The sequence below is a fragment of the Bradyrhizobium sp. UFLA05-112 genome (assembly GCF_053572325.1).
In genome coordinates this window covers 34738-46876 of sequence record NZ_JBANBK010000036.1, presented here as the reverse complement: position 1 = coordinate 46876, position 12139 = coordinate 34738, and the positions used below count along the sequence as shown (strand labels likewise).

Sequence of the window (12139 nt, the reverse complement as noted above, 5' to 3'; positions counted from 1 at the left end):
GCAACAATGATTATAGCGCGTGCTCGGCACCAAGTTGCCGAGTCACGAGATCGAGAAATTCACTGGCCAGCGGCGAGATGTTCAAGGACCGGTGGCGAATGACGCCGACAGTCCGCTTGATCTCGGGAGCAGAGATAGGGACTGCCCGGATATTGGAGCCGAGATTTGTCGGCAGGGCCATTGCCGGCAAGATGGCGCAGCCGACGCCCGCTTCTAGGAGCTCGAGAATGCAGGAGACGTGTTCGACTTCGTAGAACCACCGCAGCTTCAGGCCCGCATTTCCGAGCAGAACCTCGAGCAGGAGCCTGTTGCCGCTGTCGCGCCCCCCAATCATGAGCCGAACCTTTGGCATCGCCTGTAGCTCCTGCAACGCGATCTCCTGGCGAGCGACCAGCGCGTCGTCCTTATGCACGGCCAGGACGAAGCGGTCCGCCAGCAACGGTACGAATGTCAGATCCGGGTCAGGCCCGGGGTCCACGCCGACCCCGAATTCGGCCAACCCGGATAGGACCTGGCGAACGACAAAGTCCTGGTTACCGTCGAAGACCTGCACGCCGACGTTCGGATGCCGCTCGGTGAACGTCTTCAGCAGGAGCGGAAAGGCCTGGCAGACCACGGTCGGAATGCTGGCCACCCGAATCTTGCCGTAACGCCTTTCGGCGACCTCGCGGATCGAATCAAGCATCCCGTTCAGGTTGTTGATTTGCTGGCGAGCCATCGGAAGGAAGTGGCGTCCGGCTCCGGTGAGGACCACCGACCTGGTGGTGCGGCTGAACAGTTCGACGCCCAGCGTCTGCTCCAGCTTCTGAATTCGGCGCGACAAGCCGGGCTGGGTCAGATGGAGCTTCTCGGCTGCACGTTGGAAATTCAGCAGCTCTGCCGCGATCACGAAGGCTTCGAGTTCAGCGTTCTCGACTTTCATGCGCAAGTCTCATCAGTCGCAAGCGAACCCGCATTGGACCTCGAAGTCGGCGGTTTCTACGATCCTGGGGTTTAGCCAGACCGAAGGGAACAGGTAGCATCGATGCCCATCCAGCAGCAACTCGTGTCGCCCGTTACGATCGCCACCACTGCATCACCCCACGTCGCCGAGGCGGACGCGACGTACCGGAAGATCGTGCTTCGCATCATGCCGCTCATCCTCGTCTGCTACTTCTTTGGCTACCTGGATCGGGTGAACGTCGGCTTCGCCAAGCTCGGCATGGTCAACGATTTGCGTCTGAGCGAGGCCGCCTATGGCCTCGGTGCAGGCCTGTTCTTTATCGGCTATCTCCTGCTGCAGGTGCCCGCCGGCTACCTGGTTCAACTCTATGGCCCGAGGAAGTGCATCGCAGCGTCAATGATCTCATGGGGGCTCGTCTCCATGGCTACCTTGCTGACGCGGGACGAAACCAGCTTTTACGTACTTCGGTTCTTGCTCGGGATCACGGAGGCAGCCTTCTTCCCCGCCGTGATCGCCTTCTTCAGTGTCTGGTTTCCCTCATTCAGGCTCAGCAGGGTGATGTCCTTGCTCTTCCTCGCCCTGCCCCTCGGCGTGATCCTGGGCGGTCCCTTGTCCGGATGGATTATGGACGTCACCCACGGCGGCTACGGTCTGAAGGGCTGGCAATGGATGTTCCTGCTCGAAGGACTCCCGGCGATCCTGCTTGGGCTGATCTCGATCAGGACGATCGTCGAGCGGCCGGATGACGCAGCATGGTTGACCCCGGACGAGAAGGCCCTGGTGCAGCGAGAACTCGCTCAGGAATCAAGGGACAAGCAAACGAGCTTGTGGCCGGCGTTGCGTGAGCCCACTCTGTGGATTTTGTTCGCGACGTCGTTTCTCTACAACCTCGGCAATTACGGCCTCGTTTTCTGGATGCCGAGCATGATCAAGTCGATCGGCGGGTTGACGAACTTCCAGATCGGCGTCGTGACCGCACTGCCCTACCTGATCGCCGCCTGCGCCATGCAGATCAATTCGATCCACTCGGTGAAAACCGGCGAGAGGCTCTGGCATACCGCAGCGCCCCTGATCGCTGGCGGCGCCGCCTTGGTGGCGAGTGTGACGACGCGAGACGCGCCGGCGCTCTCTCTCTTGTGCCTGACCATCGGCATCTCCGGCATCCAGTGCACGCTGGCCATGTTCTGGAGCTTGCCTTCACGCGTGCTTGCTGGAACGGCAGCGGCCAGTGGGGCCGGACTGGTCAATATCGGCGCGGCCAGCGCGGGCTTTGCTGGTCCAGCCGTCCTGGGCGTCCTGAGCCAACTGACGGGCAGCATGACAGCCGGCGTCTCGCTGCTGGCGATCGCGCTGTTCGCCGCGGCCGCCCTGATCTTTGCGATTCCGCGGCACCTGATGGCCCGGCATGTCGTCTCGGTCTAGGGAAACGTCATGGTCCATGAGCCTTTAATCCCTTCCGGGCCCAGACACGACATGCACAGGCCATTTCGGATCGCTATCGCCGGCTTTCATATTGAGTCCGTGAGTTTTCTGCCAGCGGTCTCGACCTGGAACGATTTCGAGCAGGTGGCCCTGCGCGGCGATCGCATCGTCGAGGAGCTCCGAGGCACAAACACCGTGATGGGCGGCTTCATCGAGATCTGCGAACAGGCAGGCGTGGCGTTGGCTCCGCTCGTCCACACGGCGCTCGGCGCGGTGGGGCCGGCCACCGATGAAGCCGTCAGACGCTATGCGGACGAGATGGCAGAAGGCGTCCGCGCCTTGTCGGACCTCGATGGCGTGCTGCTCTTCCTCCACGGGGCGTGCTGGACAGCTTCCTATCCGGACCCCGAGCGCTTCATCATCGACGCTGTGCGCGCTGCCCTGGGGCAAGACAAGCCCTTGATCGTCGCGCTGGACTATCATGGCAACATCGATGCAAATACGCTGCAAAACGCGACCGCGGCGTTCGCCTATCGAAAATCGCCGCATACGGATACGGGAGACACGGGACGGCGTGCCGCCATCTGCATGCTCCGCACGCTGCGTGGAGAGATTTCGCCAACATGGGCGATCGCCAAGCCGGGCGTGCTCGTCCCGTCGATCTTCAGCGCGACTGCGCTGCGCCCCTTGGCGGATCTCATCGAGGAAGGCCGGCGCATCGAGCGTGACGGCGAGGGCTACACCGACATTTCGCTGATGGCCGGCTTTTCCTATGCAGACGCACACAATGCGGGCTTTTCGGTGCTGTGCGTCACCGACGGCGACCGCGCGCGCGCCCAGACGATCGCAGACCATCTTTCGGAACGGATCTGGAGCGAGCGGCATGCACTCTCCAGGCCCTTCGAGGTCTACACCGCCGAGGCAGCGGTTTCCCGGGCGTGCTCAGGCCTGACGACGCGCAAGACGCGGCGGCGCCCCTACGTCCTGGTCGAGCACGCAGACCGAATGAACGACTCCACGTACCTGTTGGCGGAGCTGCTGAGGCGCGGTGTCACGCGGGCTGCCGTGCCATTTCTCTGGGATGCGGCCGCAGCGCGGAAAGCGTTCGAAGCCGGCGTTGGTGCTTTGGTGAAGCTGAAGCTCGGCGGCCACAGCTCCGAGAAGGCGGGGCCGACGCTGGACATCACCGCGCGCGTGCAGTGGGCAGGCCCGAAATCGTACCGCGTGACGGGCTCCTACATGCATGGCATGCCTGTCGACCTGGGAATGACGGCGTTGCTCGACGTCGATGGCGTGTCGGTGAGTGTCGTCAGCGCTTTTGCATTCGCGGTCGACGGTGATGCGTTCGAGGTGTTCGGCTTGCGTCCGGAAGACTTCGACATCATCGTGCTTCGTTCAAAGACCCATTTCCGTGCCTTCTACGAGGGACTGGCGGAGGAAATCATGATCGTGGATACGCCGGACCACGGCGTCGCCGACCTGCGGCTCCTGCCCTATGAGCGGCTGGATACGCATCGCGTATTTCCGCTGGCTCCTGAAAGCGCCCATTGATGTCGACCGAACACGAGCAGTGGGCGCTACGCGCGGATCGTCGGGGCCGCGACAGGAGAACGGACAAGCGATGACCAGCAAGGTAAACGTGAGCTTGATCCAGTTTGACGTCCAAGTGCTGGAGCCGGCGTCAAATCTCGAGCGAATGCAGGCAGCCATGCGATCGGAGGCAAAGACAGGCGCGCAGTTGATCGTATTCCCGGAGTTGTCGAACACGGGATATGTGGAGCCGCTGACGCCCGGCGCCCCTTTCAGCCCGGAATCCGGCGGAGCCGACCAATATGCCTTCCGATTATTCCAGGCCGCCGAACCCGAGAATGGGCCATTCATCACGTCGCTGTGCGATCTCGCCCGTGAGCACAGCCTCCATGTTGTCGTCGGGCTGGCTCTTCGTCACCCGATGCAGCAGGGCGTGATGCACAATGCGTCAATGCTGATTGGCCCTCACGGCGTGCTCGGCACCTACTACAAGATTCATCGCTGGCATCTGGAAAAGCTATATTTCGTCGCCGGCGAGAGCATCTCGGTGCAGCAGACGAAGTTGGGGCCGATTGGCATGCAGATTTGCTATGACATTCGGTTTCCGGAGTTGACGCGGGCACTCATGATGCAAGGCGCTCAGATCGTCACGAATATCTGGGCGTCGTTCCGCCCGAGAGACAAGCCCCTGGAAGACGAGCAGATCTTCGCGCACCGCGCCTACACGCGCGCAACCGAGAATGGCGTCTTCTTCCTGAGCTGCAACCGCGCCGGCAGGCAAGGCAATTGCGCATTCATGGGCCGAAGCATCATTGTTGCGCCGGATGGCAAGATTCTCGCGCAATCCACCACGGAGGACGAGGACGTCGTACGCGCGGAAATCGACATTGATGACGTTGCCCGCTATCGAAGCTATGTCGGGCTCGCGACAGACAGGCGCGCGGATATCTACTCGCGATACTTGACGGCGCCCATCTGAAAACTCACCCCTTGGCTCAACGGTGGGGCAGAGCATGGGTTGCCAGAAGCCGGCATGATCGCTCAATCGAGCCCCTCAATTGTTACTGCGGTTCGCGGTGCGAAAGCTCTTGATCTCCGACACGCTGCCGTCGCGATAAGTCAGTTCCACCGACACGACCTGCGTTGAGGGCGCGAGCTTCATGTAGAGCGGCATGCCGGCGGAGATCGCGGTGGGGTCGCGCATGTCACAAGGAGGCATCTTCAGCACCTGATTGGGAACCGCGGTGTCGATGCCAATGCGGACCTCGCGGATTGCGCAGCGGTAGGACACGAGGTGCGTGTAGTAGACGAGCAGCCCGTTGAACTCGCGGAACGACAGCCAGCTCGTCGCGGTCATGTCGAGGATTTTGCGCTGGTCGCGGAGCAGCGCGGCCTCGGGATCGAACTTGATCGGGAACGGGCCCTGCATGTCGCCGGACGCGTCGACATAGCGGACCTCGATGGTGCCGGCCTGCGCGTCCGGCGGCAGCTCGATCGACGGATTGGGCAGCCGCTTGCGGGTGCGCGGATCGAGCGTATCGATGAAGCCGGTCTCGCGGAAATCGCCCTGGCCTGCCATCCGCCAGGAAATGCCGAGCGTGGGATCGGCGAAGGAGAAGACCACCGACCAGCCACCATTGTGGCGCGAGAAGCTCGCGATCGGTGCGTTGGTAGCTTCCTCTTTCGGCACGCGCGGCACCGAGACCGGCGGCAACGCCGCGACCTTCTGCGGCGCCGGATCGGCCGGCCGTGGCGCGGCATCGGCCTTGGCGGTGCCGCTCAGGAAGACGTCGTCGACCATCTGGTCGAAATAGACCGGCACCTGCTTGTGCTTGACGGTGTCGGCCATCTCGCTGACCAGCCGTCGCGTGTGCTGTGCCACCTGCACGAGGTTCTCGCCGGGCTGCAACAGCTCCTTGGCGAAGGTGCGCGTGAACACCGAATTGGGATTGGCATCATCGTTCGACAGACGATCGAGCGCGGTCTGGCGCGGACCGGCGGAGAACACCGAGAACACGCCTTCAGGCAACTGCGTCATCGGCGCAAGCCCGCCGCCGCCGGCGACTGCGCGCGTGCCGGTCCGCTCGAACGGGTTGTTGCGGCAAGCGTCGAACACCAGGATCGAGGTGCGCACCTTCTTGTTCTGGAGGCGCTCGACGATGCGGTCGGCGAGGATTGAGGAGTCGCGCACCAGCTCTTCCTGGCCTTCGGTCGCCGCCGGCACGTCGGTCGGCAAGAGATAGTTCTGGCCCGCGATCTCGAAACCGTGGCCTGCATAGAAGAAGAACGCGGTGTCGCCGGGGTCGATCGCCCGGTCGAAAGCAAGCAGCGTCTCGGTGAACTGCTGGCGGCTCTGATTCTCGGCCACCATCACGGAGAAGCCGAGCTGCTTCAGCGTATCGCCCATGGTGCGGGCGTCGTTGACGGCCTTGAGCAGCTTTGGAACGTTCTTGTAGTCGTTGTTGCCGACGACGAGCGCAACGCGTTTTTCGGCGTGCACGGGGCCGGCGAACGCCGTCAGACTGGCGGTGATGCCAAGGGCCGCCAAAATCGAAAGAAGCCTGCGCGTCATCGAAAGATCCCCGTTTGCAGGAAGATTGCCCTAAAGCGCGATGAGATTGGGATGCATCGTCATCGCGCTTTAGGTCGTTGTTTGAGCATGATCTTTTCGGAAAACCGCTTCACACTTTTCCGGATCATGCTCTATGCGTTCCTGCGGCCGCTGATGTCATAGTCGGCCAAGCCCTGGCAGGGGTTCAAGAGGGCGAGGCAAGCGTACAGTGGATACCCCTGCGCGATCTGTCCTATGGCCGGTTCGAGCGGAATCTGCTTTTGCTTGAATGGTATTGCCTGTCTACCCGAGGGTCTTTCGTGTATCGCTGGTGCACCGACGAAGTCGAGCCGCAGGACCGTTTCGACTATTGGCGGGAGGTGCGCGCCAAGGGCCTGTTCGGCGTCACCGCGGAACTTGCGCGGGAGCAGCGCGCGGATTTCTCCGGCGAGTTCACGCTGCGGCAGGTCGGCGGGGCGGGCCTCGTCGAGCTCAAGGCCTCGCCCTACCGGGTGGAGCGTAGCAAGGCCGACATTGCGGACGCGGCCAGCGACAGCATCTGCGTTTACCAGCAGCTCGGCAGCGGCGGCTGGTTCGGCGGCATGCGCAGCAGCGATTTTGCCATCGAAAGCGGCAGGTTTGCCACCAGCCATACCGACCTGCCCTATCGCACCCTGCCGCTCGGCACTGCCGGCTTTCACCTGAGGATCCTGAAGATCCCGGTGGTCGGCATCCCCGCGCAGGACAGGCGCGTTCGCGACCTCACGCCGAAGCCGTTCGGCGACCCTGCGCTGGCCTCCCTGCTCGATGCCGCCTTTGCCGAGCTCGGTGAACTCGCCGATGAGGAAGAAGCTTCGCGCACCAAGCCGCTGGTGGAGGCACTGGCCACCCTCGCCCTGATCGAGCGCGGCATCGTCAGGTCGGCGGGCCGCCGCGGACAATACGCGCTGCGTGTCGGGCGCCTGTCACTGGCGCGCCGCCTGATCGACAGACACCTGAACGATCCCCGATTGTCTCCGGCGATGGTCGCCGACTGGCTCGGCGTGTCCCTGCGCCACCTCCACATGCTCTTTGAAATGGCGGAGAAGAGCTTCTCCCAGACCGTGACCGAGCAACGTCTGGCGCAAAGCCGCCGCCTCCTGCGCGAAACGCCGGAGCGGCTGATTGCCGACGTCGCCTCCGCCTGCGGGTTCGAAAGCCTTGCCACCTATTACCGGGTGTTCAACGCGGCCTATGGGCTGGCACCGGGCGATTTCCGGGCCCAGGCGGCCGAGAAGGGTTAACCACGCTCCTTGGCCTCACCCCGGTCGCCCGGCCGGTGACCGGGCGAAAAACCCAACTTCGCCTGCAATTTGAATAAAAACGCTAGGCTTTTTAGAGCCTTCCCGCGCCTGCTCCATTGACTTTGGCCGATTCCCCCCTATGTTCCGGGCAACGCGGCTCGGTATCGAAACGCGATTCCTGAGTTTGGCGCGTTGTTCGCGCAAATCCTTGCTCGCGTAAGTCAGCACCCCCAGCTTCTTTGAGAGCGCGCCGTTTTGGGGTGGAGCGCGACAGCCTTATTACCCTCGATTCCGAACGGCGGTTTCGACTAGAGGCTCAATGTCCTTTTCAAATCTCGGACTATCCGAAAAAGTCCTCGCCGCAGTGGCGGCCACCGGTTACACCAACCCCACCCCCATTCAGGAACAGGCGATCCCCCACGTCCTCGCACGCAAGGACGTGCTCGGCATCGCCCAGACTGGCACCGGCAAGACCGCTGCCTTCGTGCTGCCGATGCTCACCATCCTCGAAAAGGGTCGTGCCCGGGCGCGCATGCCGCGCACCCTGATCCTCGAGCCGACCCGCGAGCTGGCCGCCCAGGTCAAGGAAAACTTCGACCGCTACGGCGCCGGCCAGAAGCTCAACGTCGCCCTCCTCATCGGCGGCGTCTCCTTCGGCGACCAGGATGCCAAGCTGATGCGCGGCGTCGACGTGCTGATCGCGACCCCCGGTCGCTTGCTCGACCATACCGAGCGCGGCGGTCTCCTGCTCACCGGCGTCGAGCTGCTCGTCATCGACGAAGCCGACCGCATGCTGGACATGGGCTTCATTCCCGACATCGAGCGCATCTGCAAGCTCGTCCCCTTCACGCGGCAGACGTTGTTCTTCACCGCGACCATGCCGCCGGAGATCCGGCGCATCACCGAGGCCTTCCTGCACAATCCGCAGAAGGTCGAGGTTTCCAAGCCCGCCACCACGGCCGTCACCGTCACGCAATCCCAGGTTCCCGCCGGACGCGAGGCGCACGAGAAGCGCGAACTGCTTCGCCGCCTGCTGCGCGAGGCCAAGGATCTCAAGAACGCGATCATCTTCTGCAATCGCAAGCGCGAGGTCGCGATCGTTCACAAATCGCTCCAGAAGCACGGCTTCAGCGTCGGCGCTCTGCACGGCGACATGGACCAGCCGGCCCGCATGGCAGCGCTGGATCAGTTCCGCAAAGGCGAGCTGCCGCTGCTGGTCGCCTCCGACGTCGCCGCCCGCGGCCTCGATATCCCCGAGGTCAGCCACGTCTTCAATTTCGACGTCCCCCATCATCCAGACGATTACGTTCACCGCATCGGTCGTACGGGGCGCGCCGGCCGCACCGGCACCGCGATATCGATCGTGACCCCGCTCGACCAGAAGTCGATGGCCGCGATCGAAAAGCTGATCGGCCAGAACATTCCGCGCGCCGAAGGCGAGTTCGAGGTCCACAGCGAATCCGCCGAGCCAACCGAGCGTTCGCGCGAGCCGCGTGGCCGAGAGCGTTCGCGCGGCGGTCGCGGCAAGTCGCGTCGCGGCCATGAGCAGCCCGGTGACGCGCGTCACGCCGCGGACGCAAGGCCAGCAGCGGAAGCGAGGCCTGCACGCGAGCCAAAGCCTTCACGCGAACCAAAGCCTTCACGCGAGCCAAAGCCAGCGCGCGAAGCAAGGCACACCGGCGAGTCGCGGCACAGCTCGCGCCAGCAGGCCAATACGTCGCATGTGCCCTCGATCGGCCGGCCCGAGCCGCGCCGTCCGCAACGCGAGGCCGACAGCGAGCCCGGCGATCATTCGCATCTTCCGGCGTTCCTGCTGCGACCAGTCCGCTCCCCCGCCGGCGCCTAAAGCGCGCTGCGCTTTAGGTTGTTTGTCTGAGCATGATTTCCGCGCAAACGCGTTTCGCGTTTGTCGCGAGAAAAAGCCGCGGCACACTTCGCGCTAGCGCGGCCCTTCGGGTCCCGGATCAGGCTTCAGAAAACAGCCGTTTACCGGCCGTTCAGAATCGTCCTTTAGCCTCAGCCCCATAATTTAAGCATTGCTGCAGTCGGAGGCGCATCGGCTGCTGTGGGGATGTTTCTGTGGTCAAGTTGCTCGACGAACACGAACGCACCATGGCGTTCGCCGAGGTGGCGCTCGGCCAGATCCGATCGCTCAAGCAGACCGCAATTCCCCGCAACTACGAGATCTGGTACGTCTACGCCACCGGCTACAACGCCCCGCTGAACAAGATCATCAACGAGACGCTGGCGCGCAACGGCAAGCTGACGGAAGCCGATCTCGAGCAGATCTACGAGACCTATCTCTCCCACATCAAGACCACCGACCGCATCGACAAGGTTGGCGCGCGCGTCATCGGCGAGATCGACGACGTCATGAAGGTGCTCAGCGAAGCGCTCGGCATGTCTGCCTCCTACGACGCGAGCCTGTCGGGCGCCGCCGCAAAGCTGTCCACGGCCAAGGACAGCGATCAGATCAAGGCGATCGTTGACACGCTGCTCCATGCGACGCGCGACATGCGCGAGACCAACAAGGCACTGGAGGACCGGCTGACCTTGTCCGCGAACGAGATCAGCAATCTCCAGCAAAGCCTCGAGGCGATCCGCGCCGAGAGCCTCACCGATCCCCTCACCGGCCTCGGCAACCGCAAATATTTCGATCGCATGATAGGCATGGCCGTGCAGAACGCGCTCGCGAGCGGCGAGCCGCTGTCGCTGCTGTTGTTCGACATCGACCACTTCAAGTCGTTCAACGATTCCTACGGACACCTCACCGGCGACCAGGTGCTGCGGCTCGTCGGCCTGTCGCTGAAGCAGACCATCAAGGGCCAGGACATCACAGCGCGCTATGGTGGCGAGGAGTTCGCGGTCGTACTGCCCAGCACCGCGCTGCGCCAGGCGCTCACCGTCGCCGACCACATCCGCCGCGCCGTCATGGCGAAGGAATTGAAGAAGAAATCGACCGGCGAGATCCTCGGCCGCGTCACGATCTCGGTCGGCGTCTCCATGCTGAAGCCGACCGACGACACGGACTCCCTCATCGAGCGCGCCGATGCCTGCCTCTACGCCGCCAAGCGCAACGGCCGCAACCGCGTGATCTGCGAGGCCGATCCGGAGTATCGCATCGAGAGGCGCGGCCAGGTGGCCTGAAGCCGCTTGCTGCGCGCGGAGTGTATGACTCTCATGGTGAGGAGGCGCGAAGCGGCGTCTCGAACCATGTAGGCCATGCTTTCACCCGTGGCCATCCTTCGAGACGACCGCTCTGCGGTCTCCTCAGGATGAGGTCGTCAGGCATCGCTAGCTGCCGCGGGTGGGTAAAGGCGCGCAGCGCCGTGCCCACCATCTCTCCAATCGTTATCTTGAGTGGTGGGCACGCTTCGCTTTGCCCACCCTACGAACCGCCTTCTTGGCTGCTTGTTTCTTCTTCAGCGGCTTCTTCACGGCGGCCTTCTTCGCAGGCTTGGCTGCCGCCTTCTTTGCCGCCTTCGGCCGCTTCTTCACCTTGGCGCGCTGGGCGGCGGCGAGCGCGGCTCTCGCCCACTCGGCAAGCTCCTCGGAATCGTCGAACAGGCGCGCGGGCAACTGCCAGTAGGAATTCACCGTCACTGTCTTGGCGCGGGTCTGGTACTGAAAGGGCCCTGAGCCTTCGAGCTCAAAGCTCGGGATCGTCACTTCATCGGCGCGGAAAAACAGCCCGGCGCGCAAGGCCAGCGCGAAATTGGTGCCGTCGGCGGAGATGCCGTAGCCGGAAAACATCTTCCGGATGGTAACGGGGCCGAAATCAGCGAACAGGTCGATCAGGAATTCGCGGTCCATGTGCACGCTCTCTCCGAATGGTCGTCCTGGCGAAAGCCAGGACCCATTACCCCAGGGAGCAGTTTAGCGAAGACCGTTAGTCGTACCAGCGCCGGTACTGAGACCTATCACCCACGAGAGATCACGCGGTATGGGTCCTGGCTTTCGCCAGGACGACAGCGGAGTGATTGGCGAGAGCGGAGTTACCCCTCGACCTTGGCCGGTCGCAACTCCACCGACTCGCCGCAGCCGCAGGCTGAGATCTGGTTGGGATTGTTGAAGACGAACTGGGCCTGCATCTTGTCGGCCCTGTAGTCCATCTCGGTGCCGAGCAGGAACAGCACGGCCTTGGGATCGACCAGGATCTTGACGCCCTTGTCCTCGACGACCTCGTCGGTCGGCCGGATCTCATGGGCGTACTCGACGGTGTAGGACTGCCCCGCGCAGCCGCCGTTCTTCACGCCGACGCGCAGTCCGACGATTTCGGAGTCCGCGCGCTGCGTCAGCTCGGTGATGCGCTGCGCGGCGGCATCCGTCAGCCGCATCACCTGCGGGCGCGGACGCCGCGGCTTGGAGGGAGTAGCTGGTGATGCCTGGGTCATGTCACTCATGTGGTCC

Annotated in this window: 10 protein-coding genes; 6 read left to right on the top strand and 4 right to left on the bottom strand. The window is 63.4% G+C overall.

What is annotated here, in order from left to right; translation table 11 throughout:
• Positions 1–10 precede the first annotated feature (10 nt).
• Complete coding sequence (locus SO180_RS21390; RefSeq protein WP_449380811.1) at positions 11–922, bottom strand: LysR family transcriptional regulator; 912 nt, start codon at positions 920–922, stop codon at positions 11–13.
• A gap of 102 nt (positions 923–1024) precedes the next feature.
• Here SO180_RS21390 and SO180_RS21385 point away from each other — a divergent pair, with 102 nt between their 5' ends.
• The 3 genes from SO180_RS21385 to SO180_RS21375 are packed head-to-tail and all read left to right on the top strand — an operon-like array spanning position 1025 to position 4874.
• On the top strand, positions 1025–2365 hold the full coding sequence (locus tag SO180_RS21385; RefSeq protein WP_449380810.1) for an MFS transporter: 1341 nt from the start codon (positions 1025–1027) through the stop codon (positions 2363–2365).
• A gap of 9 nt (positions 2366–2374) precedes the next feature.
• Complete coding sequence (locus SO180_RS21380) at positions 2375–3916, top strand: M81 family metallopeptidase (RefSeq protein ID WP_449380809.1); 1542 nt, start codon at positions 2375–2377, stop codon at positions 3914–3916.
• Positions 3861–4874 (top strand): carbon-nitrogen hydrolase family protein, encoded by a 1014-nt coding sequence (locus SO180_RS21375; RefSeq protein ID WP_449380808.1) that lies wholly within the window; start codon positions 3861–3863, stop codon positions 4872–4874. Before SO180_RS21380 ends, SO180_RS21375 begins: the two co-directional genes overlap by 56 nt.
• A gap of 75 nt (positions 4875–4949) precedes the next feature.
• Here the strand turns inward: SO180_RS21375 and SO180_RS21370 are convergent, their stop codons facing one another.
• The gene (locus tag SO180_RS21370; protein WP_449380807.1) at positions 4950–6467 is read right to left on the bottom strand and encodes a caspase family protein; all 1518 of its coding nucleotides are present in this window, start codon (positions 6465–6467) and stop codon (positions 4950–4952) included.
• Between the two features lie 299 nt (positions 6468–6766).
• Here SO180_RS21370 and SO180_RS21365 point away from each other — a divergent pair, with 299 nt between their 5' ends.
• The 3 genes from SO180_RS21365 (at position 6767) to SO180_RS21355 (ending at position 10876) form a co-directional block, all read left to right on the top strand.
• Positions 6767–7729 carry an AraC family transcriptional regulator gene (locus SO180_RS21365; protein ID WP_449380806.1) on the top strand — a complete coding sequence of 321 codons (963 nt, stop codon included), beginning with the start codon at positions 6767–6769 and terminating at the stop codon, positions 7727–7729.
• Positions 7730–8048: 319 nt separating this feature from the next.
• Positions 8049–9575: a DEAD/DEAH box helicase gene (locus SO180_RS21360; protein ID WP_449380805.1), complete on the top strand. Its 1527-nt coding sequence runs from the start codon at positions 8049–8051 to the stop codon at positions 9573–9575.
• A 233-nt stretch (positions 9576–9808) separates the two neighbouring features.
• Positions 9809–10876, top strand: a complete 1068-nt coding sequence (locus SO180_RS21355) for a GGDEF domain-containing protein (protein ID WP_449380804.1) — start codon at positions 9809–9811, stop codon at positions 10874–10876.
• 204 nt (positions 10877–11080) lie between these two features.
• Here the strand turns inward: SO180_RS21355 and SO180_RS21350 are convergent, their stop codons facing one another.
• Positions 11081–11542, bottom strand: coding sequence for a TfoX/Sxy family protein (locus tag SO180_RS21350; protein ID WP_449380803.1), 462 nt, complete (start codon positions 11540–11542; stop codon positions 11081–11083).
• Positions 11543–11724: 182 nt separating this feature from the next.
• Complete coding sequence (locus SO180_RS21345) at positions 11725–12123, bottom strand: HesB/IscA family protein (protein ID WP_449380802.1); 399 nt, start codon at positions 12121–12123, stop codon at positions 11725–11727.
• Positions 12124–12139: the final 16 nt, after the last annotated feature.

Bases quoted from the DNA above. Each gene is read 5' to 3' on its own strand.
- SO180_RS21350 (WP_449380803.1), bottom strand. From the start codon at position 11,542: ATGGACCGCGAATTCCTGATCGACCTGTTCGCTGATTTCGGCCCCGTT.
- SO180_RS21345 (WP_449380802.1), bottom strand. From the start codon at position 12,123: ATGACCCAGGCATCACCAGCTACTCCCTCCAAGCCGCGGCGTCCGCGC.
- SO180_RS21385 (WP_449380810.1), top strand. From the start codon at position 1,025: ATGCCCATCCAGCAGCAACTCGTGTCGCCCGTTACGATCGCCACCACT.
- SO180_RS21360 (WP_449380805.1), top strand. From the start codon at position 8,049: ATGTCCTTTTCAAATCTCGGACTATCCGAAAAAGTCCTCGCCGCAGTG.
- SO180_RS21390 (WP_449380811.1), bottom strand. From the start codon at position 922: ATGAAAGTCGAGAACGCTGAACTCGAAGCCTTCGTGATCGCGGCAGAG.
- SO180_RS21375 (WP_449380808.1), top strand. From the start codon at position 3,861: ATGAGCGGCTGGATACGCATCGCGTATTTCCGCTGGCTCCTGAAAGCG.
- SO180_RS21370 (WP_449380807.1), bottom strand. From the start codon at position 6,467: ATGACGCGCAGGCTTCTTTCGATTTTGGCGGCCCTTGGCATCACCGCC.
- SO180_RS21380 (WP_449380809.1), top strand. From the start codon at position 2,375: ATGGTCCATGAGCCTTTAATCCCTTCCGGGCCCAGACACGACATGCAC.